Origin of the sequence: Haloarcula terrestris (genome assembly GCF_031624315.1) — an archaeon.
In the GTDB taxonomy this organism is placed as follows: Archaea; Halobacteriota; Halobacteria; order Halobacteriales; family Haloarculaceae; genus Haloarcula; species Haloarcula terrestris.
Genome location: NZ_JAMQOM010000001.1, coordinates 474,399 through 495,957 on the forward strand (window position 1 = coordinate 474,399; position 21,559 = coordinate 495,957).

Annotated in this window: 18 protein-coding genes; 10 read left to right on the forward strand and 8 right to left on the reverse strand. The window is 66.0% G+C overall.

Annotation, left to right across the window (positions count from 1 at the left end; all coding sequences use genetic code 11):
- Positions 1-56 precede the first annotated feature (56 nt).
- The 4 genes from argH to NDI54_RS02590 all read right to left on the reverse strand — a co-directional run bounded on the left by argH (position 57) and on the right by NDI54_RS02590 (position 5,265).
- Positions 57-1,589 (reverse strand): argininosuccinate lyase, encoded by a 1,533-nt coding sequence (argH, locus tag NDI54_RS02575; protein WP_310894916.1) that lies wholly within the window; start codon positions 1,587-1,589, stop codon positions 57-59.
- Positions 1,590-1,593: 4 nt separating this feature from the next.
- On the reverse strand, positions 1,594-2,853 hold the full coding sequence (locus tag NDI54_RS02580) for an argininosuccinate synthase (RefSeq protein WP_310894917.1): 1,260 nt from the start codon (positions 2,851-2,853) through the stop codon (positions 1,594-1,596).
- 385 nt (positions 2,854-3,238) lie between these two features.
- Positions 3,239-4,036 carry a hypothetical protein gene (locus NDI54_RS02585; protein WP_310894918.1) on the reverse strand — a complete coding sequence of 266 codons (798 nt, stop codon included), beginning with the start codon at positions 4,034-4,036 and terminating at the stop codon, positions 3,239-3,241.
- A 140-nt stretch (positions 4,037-4,176) separates the two neighbouring features.
- The gene (locus NDI54_RS02590) at positions 4,177-5,265 is read right to left on the reverse strand and encodes a helix-turn-helix transcriptional regulator (RefSeq protein ID WP_310894919.1); all 1,089 of its coding nucleotides are present in this window, start codon (positions 5,263-5,265) and stop codon (positions 4,177-4,179) included.
- A gap of 157 nt (positions 5,266-5,422) precedes the next feature.
- Between NDI54_RS02590 and NDI54_RS02595 the strand changes: the two genes are divergently transcribed.
- From NDI54_RS02595 to NDI54_RS02615, 5 genes are all read left to right on the forward strand, one after another.
- Entirely contained in the window at positions 5,423-5,611 is a 189-nt protein-coding gene (locus NDI54_RS02595) for a DUF7554 family protein (RefSeq protein ID WP_310894920.1), read from the forward strand.
- A gap of 39 nt (positions 5,612-5,650) precedes the next feature.
- Complete coding sequence (locus NDI54_RS02600; protein WP_310894921.1) at positions 5,651-6,160, forward strand: 2'-5' RNA ligase family protein; 510 nt, start codon at positions 5,651-5,653, stop codon at positions 6,158-6,160.
- 188 nt (positions 6,161-6,348) lie between these two features.
- Positions 6,349-6,771, forward strand: coding sequence for a PPC domain-containing DNA-binding protein (locus NDI54_RS02605; RefSeq protein ID WP_310894922.1), 423 nt, complete (start codon positions 6,349-6,351; stop codon positions 6,769-6,771).
- A gap of 1 nt (position 6,772) precedes the next feature.
- Positions 6,773-10,420 (forward strand): DNA polymerase II large subunit, encoded by a 3,648-nt coding sequence (locus tag NDI54_RS02610; protein WP_310894923.1) that lies wholly within the window; start codon positions 6,773-6,775, stop codon positions 10,418-10,420.
- An 83-nt stretch (positions 10,421-10,503) separates the two neighbouring features.
- Positions 10,504-10,719, forward strand: a complete 216-nt coding sequence (locus tag NDI54_RS02615; protein WP_310894924.1) for a hypothetical protein — start codon at positions 10,504-10,506, stop codon at positions 10,717-10,719.
- A gap of 34 nt (positions 10,720-10,753) precedes the next feature.
- On the opposite strand, the gene serA is transcribed toward NDI54_RS02615, so the two are convergent.
- From serA to NDI54_RS02630, 3 genes are all read right to left on the reverse strand, one after another.
- On the reverse strand, positions 10,754-12,340 hold the full coding sequence (serA, locus tag NDI54_RS02620) for a phosphoglycerate dehydrogenase (protein ID WP_310894925.1): 1,587 nt from the start codon (positions 12,338-12,340) through the stop codon (positions 10,754-10,756).
- Between the two features lie 114 nt (positions 12,341-12,454).
- Entirely contained in the window at positions 12,455-13,084 is a 630-nt protein-coding gene (locus NDI54_RS02625; RefSeq protein ID WP_310894926.1) for an amphi-Trp domain-containing protein, read from the reverse strand.
- Between the two features lie 140 nt (positions 13,085-13,224).
- Positions 13,225-13,392, reverse strand: coding sequence for a DUF7556 family protein (locus NDI54_RS02630; protein ID WP_310894927.1), 168 nt, complete (start codon positions 13,390-13,392; stop codon positions 13,225-13,227).
- 371 nt (positions 13,393-13,763) lie between these two features.
- On the opposite strand from NDI54_RS02630, the gene NDI54_RS02635 reads away from it, so the two are divergent.
- The 4 genes from NDI54_RS02635 to NDI54_RS02650 all read left to right on the forward strand — a co-directional run bounded on the left by NDI54_RS02635 (position 13,764) and on the right by NDI54_RS02650 (position 19,591).
- A complete protein-coding gene (locus tag NDI54_RS02635; RefSeq protein WP_310894928.1) occupies positions 13,764-14,609 on the forward strand; it encodes a CBS domain-containing protein in 846 nt (281 codons plus the stop codon).
- The gene (gene glyS, locus NDI54_RS02640) at positions 14,606-16,393 is read left to right on the forward strand and encodes a glycine--tRNA ligase (protein WP_310894929.1); all 1,788 of its coding nucleotides are present in this window, start codon (positions 14,606-14,608) and stop codon (positions 16,391-16,393) included. Before NDI54_RS02635 ends, glyS begins: the two co-directional genes overlap by 4 nt.
- Complete coding sequence (locus tag NDI54_RS02645) at positions 16,394-16,993, forward strand: dolichol kinase (protein WP_310894930.1); 600 nt, start codon at positions 16,394-16,396, stop codon at positions 16,991-16,993.
- Between the two features lie 66 nt (positions 16,994-17,059).
- Entirely contained in the window at positions 17,060-19,591 is a 2,532-nt protein-coding gene (locus NDI54_RS02650; protein ID WP_310894931.1) for a DEAD/DEAH box helicase, read from the forward strand.
- Between the two features lie 6 nt (positions 19,592-19,597).
- Here NDI54_RS02650 and NDI54_RS02655 read toward each other — a convergent pair whose 3' ends face one another.
- Positions 19,598-20,413 carry an Sjogren's syndrome/scleroderma autoantigen 1 family protein gene (locus NDI54_RS02655; protein ID WP_310894932.1) on the reverse strand — a complete coding sequence of 272 codons (816 nt, stop codon included), beginning with the start codon at positions 20,411-20,413 and terminating at the stop codon, positions 19,598-19,600.
- 127 nt (positions 20,414-20,540) lie between these two features.
- Between NDI54_RS02655 and mdh the strand changes: the two genes are divergently transcribed.
- Positions 20,541-21,455 (forward strand): malate dehydrogenase, encoded by a 915-nt coding sequence (gene mdh / locus NDI54_RS02660; protein ID WP_310894933.1) that lies wholly within the window; start codon positions 20,541-20,543, stop codon positions 21,453-21,455.
- Positions 21,456-21,559 lie beyond the last annotated feature (104 nt).

Consider the following 21,559-nt stretch of genomic DNA (forward strand, 5'->3'; position numbering starts at 1 on the left):
TCTGAATCGTATATCAGAATTATGGTATAATTGTCCCACGAGGGGACGGTGGTCGGTCAGACATATCGGTCCACCTCCGTCCGGCGGCGGTCAGCCGCCTGTGAAACCGCTTGCCGGCGGTCGGCCAGCGCCTCGCTGTCCCCCGCAAGCACGCCCTCGGCTGTCGACACCTGTTCGGCGACGGCCTCGGGGGCCGGGCCACCGCGAGAGTCCCGCATGGCGACACTTTCGCTCGGATCGAGCGCGGCCCGGAGGTCCTCGCGGTCGACGTACGCCGACAGGGGCTTGCCAAGTACGTCCTCGGCGACGGCCGACAGCGCCTCGTAGTCGGGCGCGTCTTCTTCGGGACCCAACTGCGCGGCGGCCTCGGCGACGACCTCGTGGGCCGTCCGGAACGGCACGCCGGCCATCGCCAGCAGGTCGGCCACGCCGGTCGCCGTCGCAAAGCCGTCGGTGGCCGCGGCTTCCAGCGTCTCTGCGGGCCAGTCCGCGGTCGCGACTGCACCAGCGGCCACGGCCACGCTTTCGGTGACGCTGTCGATTGCGTCCCAGGCGTGACGACCGGCGCGCTGGAGGTCGCGGTTGTACGCCCGGGGCTGCCCTTTGAGGTTGGTCAGCAGGCCGTTCAGGCCGCCGACGGCGTCGCCCGTGCGCCCGCGGACCAGTTCCAGCGTGTCCGGGTTCTTCTTCTGGGGCATGATCGAGGAGGTCGAGGCGTAGTCGTCGTCGAGGTCGACGTGGCCCTTGCTCGCCATCACGACAACGTCCTCGGCCAGCCCCGACAGGTTCGTCGCCAGCGTCGCGACGGCGCTGGTCGTCTCGACGAGGAAGTCCCGTGTCGCCGAGGCGTCCATCGAGTTCTCCGCTACCGAGTCGAACCCGAGCAGTTCCGCCGTGCGCTCGCGGTCTACGTCGAAGGGCGTCCCGGCGAACGCGGCCGACCCGAGCGGGTTCTGATTGACGCGCTCGTAGGCGTCAAGGAGCCGTGCGGTGTCACGCTGGAGCGCCTGCTCGTAGGACAACACCCAGTGGGCGACCGTCGTCGGCTGGGCGGGCTGGAGATGCGTGTAGCCGGGCATCACCGTCTCGCGCTCGGCACGAGCCACCTCGATGAGTTGCTCGCGGCCACCGACGACGGTCTCGACGAGGTCGAGAATGTCCGCGCGCAGGCGGTAGCGAATGCAGGCCGCCACTTCGTCGTTGCGCGAGCGGGCGGTGTGCATCTTCCCGCCGTCCGGGCCGACGCGTTCGATGACCGCGCTCTCGATGGCTTCGTGTACGTCTTCGCCGTCGGGCAGTGCGCTGTGGCCGGCGTCTTCCACGTCCGCCAGCGCGGCCAGCACGTCGCCGGCCGTCTCGCGGGCGATGATCTCCTGTTCGGCCAGCATCACGACGTGGGCGCGGTCGACGGCCAGATCGGCCGCGAAGATGCGCTCGTCGTCGGCGAGCGAGGAGAGGAACGAGCGGGCGGGGCCGCCAGCGAAGCGCTCGCGGCGGACGACAGTCTCGTCGCCGCGGTCGGCGCTCGCGTCTGCCGCGGCATCGCCGCGGTCCGCGTCCACCGTCTCGTGGTCCTCGCCGTCGCTCATGCCGTTACTCCTCCGTGTCCTCGCTCGCGGCGTCGCCGCTGCCGTCCGTGACAGCAGCGCCCTTCTTCACGTCGTCGAGAATCCTGTTCGCGAGGCGGGACTGGAAGCCGTGGTACTTCGCGACGCCGGTGGCGTCCTGCTGGGTGATCCCACCGGAAACGTCCTCCTCGTTGAAGGAGGCCGCCGACTCGCTGTAAACGGCGTAGTCGGATTCGCGCGAAACGGCGCGACAGTGGCCGCCCTCAAGCTTGACCGTGACAGTGCCGGTAACGCGCTCGTTGGTGTCGTCGATGAACGCTTCGAGTGCGCCCGTCAGCGGCGCGTCGACGAGACCCTGGTAGGCCTTCTGGGACCACTCCTGGTCGACCTGGGCCTTGAACTGGCGCTCCTCCTGCGTGAGGACCAGCCCTTCCAGCGCTTCGTGAGCCGTCAGCAGGACGGTGGCCGCGGGGTGTTCGTAGTTCTCGCGGACCTTGAGCCCGAGCATGCGGTCCTCCATCATGTCGGTGCGGCCGATACCGTGGGCACCCGCCTGGGCGTTGAGTTGCTCGATGAGTTCGACGCCGCCCAGTTCCTCGCCGTCGACAGCGACCGGAACGCCGTCATCGAACTCGACTTCGACGAGTTCGGCCTCTTTGCCCGAGGGGTTGTCGGTCCACTTGTAGATGTCGTCGGCTGGAATCTGGGAGGGGTCTTCGAGTTCAGATCCCTCGATGGAGCGGCTCCAGAGGTTCGTGTCGATAGAGTAGCGGCCGCCGTCGCCGCCCTCGACGGGCAGGCCCTTCTCCGCGGCGTACTCGTTTTCCCACTCGCGGGTCAGCCCGAGTTCGCGCACTGGCGCGATGACATCAAGGTCGGAGTCGCGCCAGACGGCCTCGAAGCGCAGTTGGTCGTTGCCCTTGCCGGTACAGCCGTGGGCAACGGCCGAACAGCCTTCTTCCTCGGCGACCGAGAGGATGGCCTTGGCGATGACCGGGCGCGCGAGGGCGGTCCCGAGCGGGTAGCCCTGGTAGTCGGCGTTGGCCTTGACTGCCTCCATACAGAGGTCCGCGAACTCCGCTTTGGCGTCGACGACGTGCTGTTCGACGCCCAGCGCCTCGGCGGTCTCCTGGGCCTCCTCGAACTCGTAGTCGGGCTGACCGACATCGACGGTGACGCCGATGACCTCGTCGTAGCCGTACTCCTCTTTCAGCAGCGATACGCAGACTGTCGTGTCGAGCCCGCCCGAGAACGCGAGCGCGACGGTTCCGTTTCCTTCTGGCATGGGTGTGTTCTGGATTGGTTCCGTGGTGTGCCTGTCGGTTTCCGGTCAGCAGCAACCGAATGCCCGTCGAACCGACGACGACGGCGTCTGGCGACGAATCGGACCTGTCGAATGAAGAGTGGGTAGTAGTGGGCCTAGAAACGGCCCGGTCGTCGTCGTCGTGGGGAGAAACGGTCGGACCCCTCGCTGTCCGCAGCGAGCAGCGTAGCGGCGGGGGTCCGCGTCATGTACTTGCTGCTGTGTGAGTCGAGTACTAATAGTTTCCGTGTTCGAAGTGGCGTGTGTATGGTCCACAGACACAAACTTTCGGCGGTCATCGCCTCGCCTGCTGCAGTACACAGAATCGCGTGAGACTGCCTTCGAACGGTGTCTTCGCTGACTTGCGTTATCGGTTAGCGTCGGCAGTATCGGACCCGGACCCGCTGCCGCCGGTCGGCGGCTCGGTTTCTCTGCCGTCGGTAGCCGTGCTGTTGGTCGATGCAGCGTCGGTGTCGTCGGTTCGTTCACCCGCAGGGGTCCGTTCCGGCCCGGCCCCCGGGCGGTCGTCAGCCGCGGTCCGGTTCGCTGCGTCGCCGCCGCGGTTGCGCGCGTCGTCAGGTCGAGCTTGCTGACCGACGTTCGGGCCGGCGATACCCTTGGCGATAGCTGCGACCTCAGGACCGCTCAGTTCGCTCGCCCGCTGTGAGAGGGTCTTGATCGCCGTGGCGTTGATGCCCTTCTTCTCTAGAGCTTCGGCGGGGAGCCGACTGGCAGTCTCGTTCGTCTGGTTCGCCAGCCGCTGGACGTTCTGCGTCTCGGCGTGGAGCTGTGCGGCCTTCGCTCGGTACTCGCCCTCGCTCATCGACCCGTTCTCGCGGGCCTCGTTCAGCGCCTGCTTGCGCTGCTGGAGTTCCGCGAGCCGTGCCTCGGAGTCGGTTAGCTGGTCGGCGACGACGGCGGCCTTCGCGTCATCGGTGTTCGCTTGTGCGACACGGATGCCGAACGTCCGGGACTGGACCTCACCGTCCAGTTCGGCCTCCTGAACGCTGACGACGCCCGCAAGCTGTGCGCCGGGGGCCGTCGTGTGCTGGCCGGCCTGTTCGGTCGTCGTTTCAGTCTCCTGTGCCATCGTCGCGGCGGGCACTGCTGCGAGCGTACTCATTATGAGCACCACTGCCAGCAACACCGGGGTAGCTCGTCGCATCGTATACATCACTTGGCCCCCGAACACCGTATAAATAAGAGTCAGTGAAACCGGGTTAGCGCCGATTAAGCCGGATTAAAACCGCAATACAGCGGCGACTTTAAACTACAGACCCTACTGAACTGTCGACAGCTTTATTGCTATGTTTCGTTACCGCCGTCAGCCCCGTTGCTCCCGTCACCGTCGCCGCCAGTCACGTCAGTGTCCGGCAGCGTCACCACGTTCTCGCGGCCGATACGGAACGTCTCGACCTTGTCCTCGTCGCGTAGGCCGCCGATGACCTGGCTCGTCTTGGCGTCGGTCCAGTCGAGTTCGCCGGCCACCTGCTGCTGTTTGAGCCGCCCGCCGTTCGATTCGAGCAACTGGAGAACCTGCTCCTCGTTGCTCAGGAGTTCCGCCGGGGGTGCGCCGGCGTCGGCGTCCGTCCCCGTAGCGGGTGTCGCTTCGGTATCGTCCGATTCGACCATCGACGCCGGCGGCTCGGCCGGCTCACCGCCACCAATCACGCCGTAGCGCTGGAGCGCGTACACCGCAGCGGCGATAGCGACTAACGCGAGGAAACCGACGATGAGGGGGCTGTTACCCCCGTCCCCGCCAGCGGCGTCCTGTGGACTGACGACCACTCGTGGCTCGTTCTCGCCGAAATTCTGTTGCCCGCGCCAGGTGACGGAAGCGTTCCCTCGTTCGTCGGCCTGTGGCGCGACGGAGTCAGCCTGGTAGTCCGCCGGCCAGCGTACGGTCAGCGAGGTCTCGCTGTCCAGAAAGAGCCCCGAGAGCGCGTCGCCGATTTCGATGCGGTCGTCGGAGACGGCGGCGAAGTTCGTCCACCGGAACCGGTAGGTGATGACGCCGTAGGTCTGGCCGAACGTCTCCTCGTGCGCACTCACGGTGACGTTCTCGATGGCCATCTCCCGACCACTTGCGTTCTCCGCAGCCCCGGCAGTGCTTCGCATCCGGCTCCCGAAGCGGTCCGTGTACGCCGATGGGTTGGTCTGAATGTCCGCCCGCAGGTCCTCGAAGGCCTGCGTAGCGTTGTCGTCGTCCAGTCGGATTCGATAGGCGACCGTCCACGCGGCGGTCCCGTCAGGGTTCACGTCAGCGTTCATTACGACCAGGTCAGCGTCGACAGACTGCTGTTCGAGGCCGCCGAAACCGGCTCCGGTCACTGTCGGCACAAGCAGTGCTGTCGCGGCGAGTACGACGATCAGCGTTCCAGCGGTCCGGCCCATCCTACCGCGGCTATCCCCTCGGCAGGTATATCGTTTATTGCCGATTGTGTGAACTGATAGTCGGCAGCCTTACGTCCCATGCCGCCCCGGACCGGAACCTGGATCGCCAGCCCCCACGGCCACAAGGGGTTTGCCCCGCGAGGGAGTGCTATCGAGCATGGACAGAGCCAAACTCGACGTGGACACGCTGTTGAAGATCGTCCTCGTCCTCATTGTGGTCTGGTTAGTGCTCGAAATTGTCGGTGGGGTTCTCGGGCTGTTGGGTTGGCTTCTCGGACCGCTCCAGCCGATACTCGGCGTGGTACTGGTCGTCCTCATCGTCCTGTGGCTGCTCGACCGGCTGTAGGACCGCGCGCTTTTTGCCCACAGCGGGCGACCCTCCGCTGTGTACAGCATCAACGTCCCGCTCCCGTCGGCAGTCACGTCGCTGGCGGCCGACCTCGCGGCCGACCTGCCGCTCGCACAGCGGCGGGGACGGGGCGAGCACACGCTGGTCGCCAAGCGCTTGGGTGACGGCGACCACGCGGCCTACGCTCGACTGGAGGCACAGGGGCGCGAGGCGCTTCGGGGCCAACCGGCGTTCGAGGCCCGTATTTCGGGCATCGAGCAGTTCGAGACGGCCGTGACCGGCCCATCACCGGTAGTGTATCTCGCTGTCGAGAGCCCGGAGTTGGTCGACTTGCACGAGCGGCTCTGCGAGCAGTTCGACCCTGTCGATGAAATGGAGGGCGACGAGTACGTCCCGCACGTGACCGTCGCCCGCGGCGGGGACCGCGACGCGGCCGCGCGGCTAGTCGAGCGAGACATCGAGCCGATCCGGTGGACCGTCGACGAACTTTCGTTCTACGACGCCGACCGGAACCAGCCGGTCAGCCGGGTGTCACTGCCCGGGTAACGCCGGTCAGTCGACGGTCCAGACATCGTGGCGAACAGGCGGCACGCGTCCGTCCCGGTGCGATGTGCCGCACAACCGCTGGGCGCGCCGGGCCGTGGCTACGTCACAGCGGGAGTGGTCCCGGCTTCAAATATAAACGGTCGGACCGAAAGCAACGCTTTTGGAGCGGCCTGCCGTCCACTACAGACATGGATTACCGCGAAGTCGACAGTACGTCCGAGTTCGTCTGCCGGCTGGAGCACGGTGCGGACTGGCGCGAGGAGATCGAGACGTTCGCCGACAGGCGGAGCATCGACGCCGGCTTCTTCTACGGGCTCGGGGCGGTCCAGGACGCCGAACTCATGTTCTACGACCAGGATCGGACCGAGTACGACTCGCTAACCTTCGACGAGCCGCTCGAGGTCGCCGCCTGCATGGGCAACATCTCGCATCTGGACGGGGAGCGGTTCGCCCACACTCACGCCGTCCTCTCGCGGCCCGACGGCGAAGCGGTCGCCGGCCACCTGAACGCCGGCACCGTCTGGGCGGGCGAGCTGTACGTCCGCGGGTTCGACACGACACTGCAGCGGGAACACGACGAGCCGACCGACCTGGACCTCTGGAACATCTAAGATGCGGGAGGCCGACGAACAGTACTTCGAAACGCTCGAAACCCAGCTCGAAGCCGCCTTCGACGTGGCCGAACGGGCGAAACAGCGCGGCGGCGACCCGAAGCCGGAGGTCGAGATCCCGACCGCGCGCGACATGGCCGACCGGGTCGAGAACATCCTCGGCATCGACGGCGTCGCCGAGCGCGTACGCGAGCTGGAGGGCCAGATGTCCCGCGAGGAGGCCGCGCTGGAGCTGGTCGAAGACTTCGTCGAGGGGACTGTTGGCGACTACGACAGCCGCGAAGGGAAAGTCGAGGGCGCGGTCCGGACCGCCGTCGCCCTGCTGACCGAGGGCGTCGTCGCCGCCCCCATCGAGGGCATCGACCGCGTCGAGCTGCTGGAAAACGACGACGGCACGGAGTTCATCAACGTCTACTACGCCGGGCCGATCCGCTCCGCCGGCGGGACCGCACAGGCGCTGTCCGTGCTGGTCGCGGACTACGCCCGCGCGCTGCTTGGCATCGACCAGTACAAAGCCCGCGACGATGAGATCGGTCGCTATGCCGAGGAAATCGACCTCTACGACAAGGACACTGGGCTGCAGTACTCGCCCAAGGAGAAGGAGACGAAGTTCATCGCCGAGCACATGCCCATCATGCTCGACGGTGAGGCGACTGGCGACGAGGAGGTGTCCGGGTACCGGGACCTCGAACGCGTCGACTCGAACTCGCCGCGCGGCGGGATGTGTCTGGTGTTGGCCGAAGGGATCGCGCTGAAAGCGCCGAAGATCCAGCGCTACACCCGGAACTTGGACGAGGTCGACTGGCCGTGGCTGCAGGACCTCATCGACGGAACAATCGGCAAGGACGAGACCGACCAAGCCGACGGGTCGGACGACGCGGACGGCGACGACGCGAGCGACGGAGCGGATGACGACGGCGAGGCCGAGGGTGACGAGCAGGCGGGGCCGCCGCGCGTCGAGCCCGCCGACAAATACCTCCGGGACCTCATCGCCGGCCGCCCGGTGTTCTCCCATCCGTCGAAGGCCGGCGGGTTCCGACTCCGCTACGGGCGCGCGCGGAACCACGGCTTCGCGACCGCCGGCGTCCACCCGGCGACGATGCATCTGGTCGACGACTTCCTGGCGACCGGGACACAGATCAAGACCGAGCGGCCGGGGAAAGCCGCCGGCGTCGTCCCGGTCGACACCATCGAGGGGCCGACGGTGCGCCTGGCCAACGGCGACGTGCGCCGCATCGACGACGCCGAGGAGGCGCTGGAAGTCCGCAACGGCGTCGAGAAGATACTCGACCTGGGCGAGTATCTGGTCAACTACGGCGAGTTCGTCGAGAACAACCACCCGCTCGCGCCGGCCTCCTACACCGTCGAGTGGTGGGAACAGGACCTCGACGCCGCGGGCGCGGACGTGCAAGCGATGCGGGACTCGCCCCACATCGACCTCGCCGACCCGAGCGCCGAGGAAGCCATCGAGTGGGCGACTGACTACGACGCGCCGCTGCACCCGAAGTACACCTACCTCTGGCACGACGTGAGCGTCGACCAGGTGTGTGCGCTCGCTGACGCCATCGAAGACGCACAGGTCGCACAGGCCGACGGCGCGTACGCCGACCCGGCGGCGAACGGCACAGCGGGTGACGCCTACAGCGACGACGGCGCGCTCGTCCTGCCCCGCACGGACGCCGTCCAGAAGACGCTGGAACACCTGCTCGTCGAGCACACGCAGGACGAGGACACGATTACGGTCACCGACTGGGTGCCACTGGTGCGGACACTCGGCTTCTCCCGGTCGCTGGAGCGTGACTGGACGCGTTCGGACCTCTCCGAGCACGCCCGAACCTACGGCGAGAGCGAGTCAGTCGAGGCCATCGGCGTCGCCGAGGACGCTGACATCGAAGACGGGCAGAACGCCATCGAGGCGATCAACGAAATCGCGCCGTTCCAGGTCCGGGAGCGCGCCCCGACCCGCATCGGCAACCGGATGGGGCGCCCCGAGAAATCCGAGCGGCGGGACCTCTCGCCGGCCGTCCACACGCTCAGCCCCATCGGCGAGGCCGGCGGCGCACAGCGGGACGTGGCCAAGGCGACGAAACACGCCGACGAGATGAGCGACACGCCCGGCCGCGTCGAGGTGGAAATCGCCCGCCGGCGCTGTCCCGACTGCGGGACCGAGACCCACCAGGCGGGCTGTCCCGACTGCGGCGGGACCACCGAACCGGTGTACGTCTGCCCCGACTGCGAGGCCGAGGTCGAGCGCGACGAGTCCGGCCGCGCGGAGTGTTCGCGCTGTGAGACGCTCGCCTCGCCGACCCAGTACAAAGTGCTTGACTTGCAGGAAGCGTATCGGGACGCCCTACAGACCGTTGGCGAGCGCGAGACGGCCTTCGACCAGCTGAAAGCCGTCAAGGGGCTCACCTCCGAGGAGAAGGTCCCCGAGCCGATGGAGAAGGGCATCCTCCGGGCGAAACACGACGTGTCGGCGTTCAAGGACGGAACGGTCCGCTACGACATGACGGACCTGCCGGTGACGGCGGTCCGGGCCTCGGAGCTGGACGTGTCTGCCGAGCGCCTTCGCGGACTGGGCTACGTGGAGGACATCCACGGCGACCCGCTCACTCACGACGACCAGCTGGTCGAGCTGAAAGTCCAGGACATCGTCCTCTCGGACGGCGCGGCCGAGCACATGCTCCAGACCGCCCGCTTCGTCGATGACCTCCTGGAGCAGTACTACGGGCTGGAGCGGTTCTACGAGTTCGACGACCGCGAGGACCTCGTCGGCGAACTCGTGTTCGGGATGGCCCCTCACACCAGCGCGGCGACGGTCGGCCGTGTGGTCGGTTTCACATCAGCTGCCGTAGGGTATGCACATCCGTATTTTCACGCTGCTAAGCGCCGGAACTGCGACGGCGACGAAGATTGTGTCATGCTCCTGATGGACGGCCTCCTGAACTTCTCGAAGTCGTACCTCCCGAACCAGCGGGGTGGCCAGATGGACGCCCCCCTGGTGATGTCCTCGCGCATCGATCCCAGCGAGATCGACGACGAGGCCCACAACATGGACATCATGGACTCCTACCCGCGGGAGTTCTACGAGGCCACCCGCGAGATGAAAGACCCCACCGAGGTCGAGGACGTGATGAAAATCGCCGAGGAGACGCTGGGGACCGACCGCGAGTACACCGAGTTCCGCCACACCCACGACACGGCGAACATCGCCGCCGGCCCGGACCTCTCGGCGTACAAGACGCTCGGGTCGATGGAGGACAAGATGGACGCCCAGCTTGAGATCTCCCGGAAGCTCCGGGCCGTCGTCGAGAGCGACGTGGCCGAGCGCATCATCGAGTACCACTTCCTGCCGGACCTCATCGGGAACCTCCGGGCGTTCTCCCGGCAAGAGACCCGCTGTCTGGACTGTGGCGAGTCGTTCCGCCGCGCCCCCCTGACCGGCGACTGCCGGGAGTGTGGCGGTCGCGTCAACCTCACCGTCCACGAGGGGTCGGTCAACAAGTACATCGACACGGCCATCCGCGTCGCCGACGAGTTCGGCGCGCGGGACTACACGAAACAGCGGCTCAAGATCCTCGAACGGAAAATCGAGTCGGTGTTCGAGAACGACCACAACAAACAGTCAGGTATTGCGGACTTCATGTAGCGACCCGTACCTCTCAGGGCGGCAGACGGGCGCGTGACAACTGTCCGACGGGTGTTTTTGGCCGTGGCGACCCTGTCGCAGGTATGGCCTCGTCCCGCGATTCAGCGCCGTCGTCCGACTCCGGGGACCGGTCGGGACCCCCGATACCGTCGACCCGACAGACGCCCAGCACGATCTATCAGATACAGATCGCGCTGTTGCGCTCGCAGGTGGCGACGCTCGAAACCGCGCTCGAACAGGAGCGCGAGCAGCGGCAGGCCGTCATCGACCGCTACGAGCGCGTCATCGACGGCCGATAAACCGCGACTAGCTTTCGAAAAATTCCGCTGTGTGTTACTCGTCGCCGAGTTCGACGTACGTCGTCTCGATAATGCGGCTGTCCTCGTTCAGGCGCTCGATGAGATCGTTCGGAGGCTGTTCGTCGAGGTTGTAAACGGACAGGGCCTCCCCGCCGATGGTCTCGCGGCCGTTGAACATCCCGGCGATGTTGATGTTAGCCTTCCCCAACTCGGAGCCGATGAAGCCGATAGTGCCGGGTTCGTCCTTGTTGCGGACGACCAGCATGTGGCCGTGTGGGACGGCCTCGATGCGGTGGTCGTCGATGCGGACGATGCGGGGCTCCTCGCCGCCGAACTGGGTCCCGCAAACGGACACGGACTTCTCGCCGTCGGAGACGGTGACGGTGATGAGGCTCTGGTAGTCCTCGGAGGAGCGCGTCTTGGACTCGGTCACGTCGATGCCCCGATCATCGGCGATCTGGGGGGCGTTGACAGCGTTGACCTGCAGGTCCGAGGGCGCGAACACGCCTTTCAGCGCACTGGCGGTGACGTACTCCACGTCCTGCTCGGCGATGTCGCCCGCGTAGGAGACCTCGACTTCGGACATGTGGCCGTCGAACAGCTGGACGGCGATGCGGCCGGCGGTGTCGGCGAGGTCGAGGTACGGCCCGACCTGCTTGAACGTCGCCTCGTCCAGAGATGGGGCGTTCAGGGCGTTGGCGACGGGCTGACCGTTGGCCGCGGCGATGATCTGGTCGGCCGTGGAGGTGGCGACGTTCTCCTGTGCGGCCTCCGTCGACGCGCCCAGGTGGGGCGTGAGGATGATGTCCTCAACGTCGAGCAGCGGGCTGTCCTCGGGCAGGGGTTCCTCGCCGAACACGTCCAGCGCCGCGCCCTTCAGGACGCCGTCCTCGACGGCCTCGGCCAGGGCCGGTTCGTCGATGATGCCGCCGCGGGCGCAGTTGACGACGTACCCGCCTTCGAGTTCGGCGAGTTCCTCCTCGCCGATCATGTTCTCGGTCTCGGGGGTCAGCGGCGTGTGAATCGTGATGAAATCGGACTTGGCGAGACAGTCCTCGAGGTCGTCGACCAGCTCCGCGCCGAACTGGTCGGCGCGCTCCTGACTGATGTAGGGGTCGAACGTGACGATGTCCATGCCCAGGCTGCCCAGTCGCTTGGCGACCTGCTGGCCGACGCGCCCGAAGCCGACGACGCCGAGCGTCTTGTTGTTGACTTCGGTGCCGAGGAACTCGCCTTTCGCCCACTCGCCGTTTTTCAGGCGGTCGTGGGCCTGCGGGATGGAGCGTGCGGTGGCAAACGCCATCGCGACGGAGTGTTCCGCTGCGGCGCGGACGTTGCCCTCGGGGGCGTTGGCGACGATGACGCCGTGATCCGTGGCAGCGTCGATGTCGATGTTGTCGACGCCGATGCCGGCCCGGCCCACGATGATGAGGTCTGGAGCGGCCGCGAACAGTTCCTCGGTGACCTCGGTGCCCGATCGGACGATGAGCGCGTTCGCGTCAGCCACCGCATCGAGGAGCGCGTCACCCTCGACCTCGTAGGCTGTTTCGACATCGTGGCCCGCCTCACGGAGTCGTGTGAGACCGGCGTCAGCGATAGGATCCGTAACGAGTACCTTCATATCGAGTCGAACTTACCGGGGCGGCATAACGCTTGTTTTCTCCGTCCGAGCGGACCAGCGTCGGTACTTATGACTGCCTGACAGAACAGATGCAGCGTACGTGTGTCGCCGCCCCTACTCAGTGGACTCCTCGACGACAGCCGCGTTCGACGAGTTCGCCATCACACTGCGCAGCCCCTTCCAGGCGTTGTGTTTACGGGTGTACCCCTCGCCGCTGGTCGCGATGACGTTGCCATTGTGGTGGCGGAGCCGCCAGCGCCACTCCTCGCGCCTGTCGCGGAACACCTCGAACCGGGCGAGGGACTGCGACGCGTCGGCCGCGGCTGCCGCGGTTGCCGCGACTGCCGGGACAGCGGCGTCGGGGAGACTGTCGGCGTTGGTTTCCGATTCGCGGTCGCCAGCGGCCGCCGAGCGGTCGGTCGTCGTTTCCGGCGGCCGGTCGGTATCTGCCGGACCGGAAGCCGCCGTATCCGGCGCTACATCAGCGTCCGATCCCGGTTGCTCCTCGGCGGTGTCCACAGCAGCAGCGGACCACTCCAGTTCGAGTTCCAGGCTCACCTCGTCGTCGTCCGATTCGAGTTCGATTTCGAGTGAGAGCGAGTCCGGCGTATCAACAGTGATGGAGTCCCCGCCGCCGTTTAAGCGGATAGCGCCCGCGAGCACTCCGTCTGCCACGCCGTGTATCGCTGCCGCGATGTCCGCACGACTGCCTGTCAGTTCGGTTTCGTACTCGTCCTGAGACACCTGTAGACAAACGCGATACAGCGTCTTAAACTAACCCGCCGGAGAGCCTGGCTACGACGCGAGCCAGCAACGAAGACGCTCACGGCTCAGTGGGCGCTCTCCGGGAGGTGAATCAAACAAAACCTGTGGACCGAAGCGCTCTACCGCCAGGCCGGCAGCGAAGCAGCGTCCGCGAGCGGGGTTGTGAGATAGGCGTCGTCTCGGGTCACGTCGGCGACGATGAACTGGTCCGTTGGACCCTCTTCGACGGACGCCATGATGTCTCCGTCCGCGGCTATCTCAATCGGAGCGACAGTATCCGACTCCATGCATGATAATATGTAACAACCCTATAAAAGTTTAGCGAAACCCGTAGAGGGGAGTGGTTTGATCCCGAACCATCTGTCTGACAATAGTTCGTCTCCTGTCAAGATTGGTATGGTGGAAGATCTGTCTCGAAATCTAAAACCATTATATTTCAACCATCAGTCCCTGAAGCCCCGAATCTGTTCAGCTATAGAGACAGAGCGAAGATATGGCAGAAAGCAAAGTTGTTTCAGAGGCGGGACGGGCCATCGGGTTCGGGGATGGCGTCGGGACGGTCAACGACGCTGACCGGGCTTGCCGAGCGGTCCGTTCGGACTCCGAAAACGGACGGATGTTAAGGACTTAGTAGATGCGGGAAGGAAGTTCTGGCAGTATGAACGTCGCAGACGCTATGACGCCACGCTCGGAGGTCGTCACGGTCACCATTCCCGGTACCCGTGACGACGCACTGGAGTACCTCCAGGAGCAGGCCTTCTCGTCGGTTCCGGTCATCAAGGAGACCGACGACGGTGAGGAGTTCAGAGGCATTATTTCGCGCGATGCGCTCATCGAGAGTCCCGACGAGGACCAGCTTGCTCTACTTGTCGAGGAAGTCCCGACGATCAGCGGAGACACGTCTATCGAAGCCGCCGCACGGGTGATGGTCGAGGACGGCGAGCGTCGCCTGCCGATCGTCGACGGCCGTCTCGAAGGGATCATCACCGTCACTGACGTGATTCGGTCCATCGCCAACGGCGACGTGGAAGGCGACACGATCGTCGGCGAACTCGCCAACCGGGACATCAACTGCGTGTACGAAGGAACGCCGCTGACCGTCGCCGAACGCGAGCTCTCCCACGCGAACGTCCCCTACGGCGTTGTCCTCGGCGACGACGGTGACATGTCGGGGATGCTCACCGAAGTCGACATCATCGCGGTCGCCCGCGTCGTCGAGGGCGAGGACGACACCGGCGACTCCATCGCCAACCAGGACGACGACTGGGCCTGGGAAGGAATTAAAGCCGTCGGCGGGCGGTACATGCCCACCCGCAACGTCGAACTCCCGGTCGAGCCCGTCCGCGAATTCATGACCGCCGATGTCGTGACGGTGAACAAGCGCCGCACCGCCGAGGAGGCGGCACAGCTGATGATCGAGCACGACATCGAACAGATCCCGCTGCTGTCGGGTGACGAACTCACCGGCATCGTCCGGGACATCGACCTGCTGCGAGGCCTATGAGCGAGGGCGAGCGCCTCACCGAACTGGCCAAGCGTCGGGGCTTCTACTTCCCCTCCTCAAGCGCCTACGGCGGCGCGGCGGGCTTCTGGACCTACGGACCACAGGGCGCTGCGCTGAAATCGAACATTGAGGACGCCTGGCGGGACCGCTACGTCGTCAAGGAGGGTCACCAGGAGATTTCGGCACCGGACGTGATGCCGGAACCCGTCTTCGAGGCGTCGGGCCACCTCGATGGCTTCGACGACATGATCGTCGAATGCGACGAGTGTGGCGCGACCCACCGTGCCGATCACCTGGTCGAGGACAACACGGATATCGAGGAGGCCGAATCGCTCCCCAACGAGGAGGTGATGGACCTCATCGCCGAACACGGCATCGAATGTCCCTCCTGTCACACGTCCCTGGCCGACCAGCCGGTCGACAACTTCAACCTGATGTTCGAGACCAACATCGGCCCGGGGTCGTCGTCGCCGGGGTATCTCCGCCCGGAGACCGCACAGGGCATCTTCGTGGAGTTCCCGCAGCTCTCGGAGTACGCCCGGAACCAGCTTCCCTTCGGCGTCGCGCAAATCGGGAAGGCCTACCGGAACGAGATTTCCCCGCGGAAATCACTCGTCCGCGTCCGGGAGTTCACCCAGGCCGAACTCGAACACTTCATCGACCCCGAGGAAGACGAACCGCCGCTGGCCGAAGTGGCGGACGTGGTCCTCCCGCTGTACTCCGCCGCAGCACAGGAGTCCGAAGACGGCGGCGTGCAGGAACTCACGGTCCGTGAGGCCGTCGACGAGAACGTCATCGAGAGCGACTGGGTCGCCTACTACCTGGGCGTCTCCAAGGAATGGTACGAACGCATCGGCGTCGACATGGACCGCTTTCGCTACCGCCAGCATCTCGCCGGCGAGCGCGCCCACTACGCCTCCGACTGCTGGGACGCCGAGAGCGAGGTCGACGGCGACTGGATCGAGATCACGGGCTTCGCCTACCGGGGCGACTACGACCTCTCGAAACACGCCGAACACTCCGGCGAGGACTACACCGTCTTCAAGCAGTACGACGAGCCGATCACCGTCGAGCGGGCGACCGTCGACCCCGATATGAGCTTCCTCGGGCCGGAGTTTGGCGGCGACGCCGGCGCGGTCGCTGACGCGCTCGAAGCGCTTGCCGAGCGGAATCCGGACGCCTTCGACGGCGAGACAGTCACCGTCGAGGTTGACGGCGAGTCCCGCACCGTCCCCGTCGACCAGACGAACTTCAGCGTCGATGAGGTCACCGAGAACGGCGAGCACATCCGCCCACACGTCATCGAACCCTCCTTCGGCGTTGGCCGAATTATCTACACCGTCCTCGCACACGCCTACGAGACCGACGAGGTCGACGGCGAGGAGCGGACCTACCTCGACCTCCCGCCGGAGCAGGCCCCGACGACGGTCGGCGTCTTCCCGCTGATGGACAAGGACGGGATGGCCGACCTCGCGACCGACATCGCAGATGACCTCCGGGCCGCCGGCCTCTCGGTCACCTACGACGATTCCGGGGCCATCGGGCGGCGGTACCGCCGACAGGACGAGGTCGGGACGCCCTACTGCGTCACCGTGGATTACGAGAGTCTGGAGGGTAGCGAGGCGCAACGCGCCTCGGACAGCGCGAGCGGTGATGAGCCGCGAGCGGGAACGGTCACGGTACGCGAACGCGACACGACAGAACAGAAACGGCTCCCCATCGACGGGCTCGCCGAGCGCCTGGAACAGCTCGCAACCGGCGACCTGACCTTCGACGACCTGTAGATGGCCGACGAGGTATCCCGGCGGCTCGTCCACGTCACCGGCGCGACAGTGCCGCTCGCACATCTGCTCCGGCCGGACCTGATTACGTGGCGCGTTGTGCAGGTGTTCCTAGCCGTAGCGCTGGTCGTCGTGCTGATTCTCGAAGCCGTGCGGCTGACGACCGGCCTGGACTGGGTGGTGTACGACCGACTCACCCGCGAGTACGAGCAGGACAACCCCGCCGGCTACGCGCTGTACATCGTCGGGATGGCCCTTGTCGCCTTCGCCGTCGAATTTCCGGGTATGACCGAAACGGTTGCCGTCCCGGCAATGTTGATGCTCGCCATCGGCGACCCCATCAGCGGCCTGCTGGGCTCAAGCGATGCCAGCAACGTCAAGCAGGCCTGGGTGCTGCTGGTGATGTTCGGCGTCTGCACGCTGCTTGCAGCCCCGTTCGTTCCGCCCGCCGCCGCCGTGCTCGGCGGCGTCGCGGCGACGTTCGCCGACGGCGTCAAGCCCCGCATCGCGGGCTACGTCGTCGACGACAACTTCTCGATTCCGGTGCTGGGCGCGCTGGCGATGTGGGTCGGCGTCCAGTACCTGCCGGGACTCGGCCTCTGAGCCCGTCCGTTCACTTTCACCGCGGTATCTGAACCCTTAACCACCGCGGGGCCGAACGCGTGGGTAATGGCGACCACCGACGCCGGTGGCGAGTACGTCGAGCGCCCGCTAGTGACACCGAAATTCCTGGAGAACCGCCGCTACCAGACCGAACTGGCGGCGACGGCGAGTTCGGGCCACACGCTCGTCTGTCTCCCGACCGGGCTTGGCAAGACGACCGTCTCGCTGCTGGTCACCGCCGAGCGGCTCAACGCCGTCGGCGGGAAAGCGCTGATGCTGGCCCCGACAAAGCCGCTGGTCCAGCAACACGCCGAGTTCTACCGCGAAGCGCTGGAAATCGACGACGAAGATGTCGTCGTATTCACCGGCGAGGTCCGACCCGACGACCGGGCCGCGCTCTGGGAGGACGCCCGCATCGTCATCGCGACGCCGCAAGTCGTCGAGAACGACCTCGTCGGCAACCGCATCTCGCTGGCCGACGTGACCCACTGCACCTTCGACGAGTGCCACCGGGCGACCGGCGACTACGCCTACAACTACATCGCCGACCGCTACCACGCCGACGCAGAGCACCCCCTGGTGACGGGGATGAGCGCCTCGCCCGGCGACGACGAGGAGGCGATACTCGAAGTCTGTGAGAACCTCGGGCTTAGCGAGGTGGCCGTGATGACCGAGAACGACGCGGACGTGGCGGAGTTCACCCACGACACCAGCGTCGACTGGAACCGCATCGAGTTGCCTGAAGTCGTCGTTGAAATCCGGGACGCCGTCAACGAGGTCATCGAGGACCGGCTGGACCAGCTACGGGACCTCGGCGTCACGAACAAGTCCTCGGCGGACATCTCCGAGCGGGAGATCCAGCAGATTCAGGGGCAACTGCGGGACCTGATGAACAACGACCAGAGCGAGGGGTATCAGGGAATGAGCTTCCTCGCGGAGATCCGCAAGCTCCGGACCGCCGTCACGTACGTCGAGACCCAGAGCGTCGAGTCCCTGCGGCGGTACTTCGAGCGGCTCAAGGAGGCCGCCCGCTCCTCTGGCGCGTCGAAGGCCGACCAGCGCCTCGTCAGCGAGCCGAAAGTGCGGGAGGCAATGCGGAAAGCCACCGACTACGACGACCTCCACCCGAAGTTCCGCCAGACCCGGATGTTGCTCGCGGAGACGCTCGGCATCGAGAACGGCGAGCGCGTCATCGTCTTCACCGAGTCCCGCGATACGGCTGAGACGCTCGTTGACTTCCTCTCAGATCACTTCACGACCCAGAAGTTCGTCGGCCAGAGCGACACCGACGGCAGCGAAGGGATGACACAGAGCCAGCAACAGGAGACGCTGGACCGGTTCCGCAACGGCGAGTTCGAGGTGCTCGTCTCCACGTCCGTCGCCGAGGAAGGGCTGGACGTGCCGGAAGTCGATCTGGTGCTGTTCTACGAGCCGGTCCCGACCGCGATTCGAGCCATCCAGCGGAAGGGGCGGACCGGCCGCCAGGCCGAGGGCCGCGTCGTCGTCCTGCTGGCCGAGGACACCCGCGACGAGGCGTACTTCTGGAAGGCCCGCAACGACCAGAAGCGGATGAAACGCGAGCTGAACGAACTGAAAAGCGTCGCCGGCGAGCTGGAAAACCGCCTCGACCAGACCGGCCTCGACGAGTACGAGAACGATGAGGGGACCGCTTCAGGTGGAACCAGCGACACGGAAACCGCCACACAGCAGTCGGGTTCCACTGGAAACGGGAGGGGTAGCGAAGCTAACAAGTCAGTCGATGAGAACGACGACACCGACGGCCAGGCCGGGCTGGACGCCTTTGCGGACGACCCGTCCGAGGCGGCCGGTGTCGACGAAAGAGAGGCCGAAGAGGGGGGGACTGAGACACCAGATGAGGAAGCGGACGCTGGGACAGCGGCCGACGATGGAACAGTCGCCACCGCCGGCCGCGACGACGAGGACGACCCCGTCGAAATCGTCGCCGACCAGCGAGAACTCGACTCGAACATCGCCCGGGACCTCTCGACGCGGGACGGTATCGAGACCCGACTGGAAACGCTGGCCGTCGGCGACTACGTCCTCTCTGACCGCGTTGTTGTCGAGCGCAAGACCGTCGCTGACTTCATGGACACGCTGACGGGCGGGGACCGGTCGATGTTCGAGCAGGTCGGGGACGCCACGCGCAACTACGGCCGGCCCGTCGTCGTCATCGAAGGCGAAGACCTCTTCGGCGCGCGCAACGTCCACCACAAGGCGATTCAGGGGGCGCTCGCGTCGCTCGCGGTCGATTTCGGCGCGAGCGTACTGCGGACCAGCGACGAGGACGAGACCGCCGACCTGCTGGAAGTCATCGCCGAACGGGAACAAGAAGTGGCCGACCGCGAGGTAAGCGTCCACGGCGAGAAACAGTCAAAGACCCTCCCGGAGCAACAGGAGTACGTCGTCGCCTCTATCGCCGAAGTCGGCCCAGTGACTGCGCGCACGCTACTGGCGGCCTTCGGCAGCGTCGAGTCAGTGATGACCGCCGATAAAGACGACCTGCTGGAGGTGTCCGGCATCGGGGATGTAACGGCCGACCGGATCCGAGAAGTTATCGCAAGCGACTACGACCCGTAGCTCCGTTCAGAACCGCGTCGCTTCGAGGGCTTCGGCCGCTTCTCTCGCTGCCTGCAGATGCTCGCGAGCCTCGCGTGGGTTGTCCGTCGCCGCGGCGCGCTCGGCGAAGCGGTGGACGGTCTCGGCCAGTAGCCCCGACGCGGCGTCGAGATTCGCCGCAACGTCGTCGGAGCCGCGCCCGGACGCGGCAGTCTGTCGAGCGGAAACGGGGGGGTCCTGTGTCGGTGTCTCAAACTGCCGTTCGTTTGCGGACTGTCGGCCAGACCCCGGTGAATCGCCCGCTCGAGCGGTCTGTGACTCTGGCTCTGGGTGGTCGGACTGCTGGGCTGGCTGATCGCCCCCCGCTTCGGGTGGAGCGGCGGGGTCGTTCGTCGACGGCGTCGCGTCGGCCCCAGTTTCAGGTGGGGACTGCGGAGCGGACTCAGCCGGGGCGTCTGTAGCTTCCTGCCGCGCGGATTCTTCCGTCGCGTCCGGCGCACTCTCGGCCGTCTCCTCGTCGGCCTCCCCGAATTGAACGCGGGCCTCGTTACTGGGGTCGGCGACTTCGATCTGGTCGCTGTCGTCTGCCTGCTCGTCGGCGTCCGGCGAATCCGCGCCGTTTTCCTGGGCGTCACGAGCGACCGGTTTCTGACAGGTGGGACAGAACTCCTGGCCGTCGTAGCGGAAGATGGGGTCGCCACACTCGCTACAGTGGGCGTTGGTCATGGTCGCGCCCTTCAACAGGAGTTCGCTCATCTGCTCGGTCGCTGCCCGATTGTCCTCCTCTTGTTCGAATTTCTCGCGGAGTTTCTCGCGTTCGGCTTCCTTGTCGAAGTCGCTCATACGTGTCACAACGCCGCGGGGCTGAAAACAGTTTACGGGTGCGAGACGCGGATACTGCCTGAACGATAACCGACGAAATCGGGGTTTCGACACGTTTAACGTTCGCGCCCGAGGGTTTGCGAATGGTATGACAAAGGTAAGCGTAGTCGGCGCAGCCGGAACGGTCGGCGCAGCCGCAGGGTACAACATCGCGCTTCGGGACATCGCTGACGAAGTCGTCTTCGTCGATATCCCGGACAAGGAAGACGACACTGTCGGGCAGGCCGCCGACACGAACCACGGTATCGCCTACGATTCGAATACACGCGTCCGCCAGGGCGGGTACGAGGACACCGCCGGCTCCGACGTGGTCGTCATCACGGCTGGGATTCCCCGCCAACCGGGCCAGACACGGATCGACCTCGCTGGCGACAACGCACCGATCATGGAGGACATCCAGTCCTCGCTGGACGAGCACAACGACGACTACATCTCGCTGACGACCTCGAACCCCGTCGACCTGCTCAACCGCCACCTCTACGAGGCCGGCGACCGCTCCCGCGAGCAGGTCATCGGCTTCGGCGGCCGCCTGGACTCCGCGCGGTTCCGCTACGTGCTGAGCGAGGAGTTCGACGCCCCGGTCCAGAACGTCGAAGGGACGATCCTCGGGGAGCACGGCGACGCGCAGGTCCCCGTGTTCTCGAAGGTCCGCGTCGACGGCACGGACCCCGAGTTCAGCGACGACGAGAAGGAGCAACTGCTGGGCGACCTGCAGGAATCGGCGATGGATGTCATCGAGCGCAAGGGTGCGACCGAGTGGGGGCCGGCCCGCGGCGTCGCGCACATGGTCGAAGCTATCCTCCGCGACACGGGCGAGGTGCTGCCGGCATCGGTCAAGCTCGACGGCGAGTTCGGGCACGAGGACACCGCCTTCGGCGTCCCGGTCCGTCTCGGGAGCAACGGCGTCGAGGAGATTGTCGAGTGGGACCTCGACGACTACGAGCAGGACCTGATGGCCGAGGCCGCCGAGAAGCTCTCGGACCAGTACGACAAGATTTCGTAACGGTCGCGACCGTCGAATATCGGGACGGAAACTCGCCCCGGCTGTTTTTTGCCCGCTAACAGTGTGAGCGGTGTCGCTGTAACTGCGAATCGCGTTCGCTGACG

Excerpts from the sequence above, each read along its gene's own strand:
- argH (WP_310894916.1), bottom strand. The coding sequence starts at position 1,589 with ATGAGCGACGGCGAGGACCACGAGACGGTGGACGCGGACCGCGGCGAT.
- NDI54_RS02580 (WP_310894917.1), bottom strand. The coding sequence starts at position 2,853 with ATGCCAGAAGGAAACGGAACCGTCGCGCTCGCGTTCTCGGGCGGGCTC.
- NDI54_RS02585 (WP_310894918.1), bottom strand. The coding sequence starts at position 4,036 with ATGCGACGAGCTACCCCGGTGTTGCTGGCAGTGGTGCTCATAATGAGT.
- NDI54_RS02590 (WP_310894919.1), bottom strand. The coding sequence starts at position 5,265 with ATGGGCCGGACCGCTGGAACGCTGATCGTCGTACTCGCCGCGACAGCA.
- NDI54_RS02595 (WP_310894920.1), top strand. The coding sequence starts at position 5,423 with ATGGACAGAGCCAAACTCGACGTGGACACGCTGTTGAAGATCGTCCTC.
- NDI54_RS02605 (WP_310894922.1), top strand. The coding sequence starts at position 6,349 with ATGGATTACCGCGAAGTCGACAGTACGTCCGAGTTCGTCTGCCGGCTG.
- NDI54_RS02610 (WP_310894923.1), top strand. The coding sequence starts at position 6,773 with ATGCGGGAGGCCGACGAACAGTACTTCGAAACGCTCGAAACCCAGCTC.
- NDI54_RS02615 (WP_310894924.1), top strand. The coding sequence starts at position 10,504 with ATGGCCTCGTCCCGCGATTCAGCGCCGTCGTCCGACTCCGGGGACCGG.
- serA (WP_310894925.1), bottom strand. The coding sequence starts at position 12,340 with ATGAAGGTACTCGTTACGGATCCTATCGCTGACGCCGGTCTCACACGA.
- NDI54_RS02630 (WP_310894927.1), bottom strand. The coding sequence starts at position 13,392 with ATGGAGTCGGATACTGTCGCTCCGATTGAGATAGCCGCGGACGGAGAC.
- NDI54_RS02635 (WP_310894928.1), top strand. The coding sequence starts at position 13,764 with ATGAACGTCGCAGACGCTATGACGCCACGCTCGGAGGTCGTCACGGTC.
- glyS (WP_310894929.1), top strand. The coding sequence starts at position 14,606 with ATGAGCGAGGGCGAGCGCCTCACCGAACTGGCCAAGCGTCGGGGCTTC.
- NDI54_RS02645 (WP_310894930.1), top strand. The coding sequence starts at position 16,394 with ATGGCCGACGAGGTATCCCGGCGGCTCGTCCACGTCACCGGCGCGACA.
- NDI54_RS02650 (WP_310894931.1), top strand. The coding sequence starts at position 17,060 with ATGGCGACCACCGACGCCGGTGGCGAGTACGTCGAGCGCCCGCTAGTG.
- NDI54_RS02655 (WP_310894932.1), bottom strand. The coding sequence starts at position 20,413 with ATGAGCGACTTCGACAAGGAAGCCGAACGCGAGAAACTCCGCGAGAAA.
- mdh (WP_310894933.1), top strand. The coding sequence starts at position 20,541 with ATGACAAAGGTAAGCGTAGTCGGCGCAGCCGGAACGGTCGGCGCAGCC.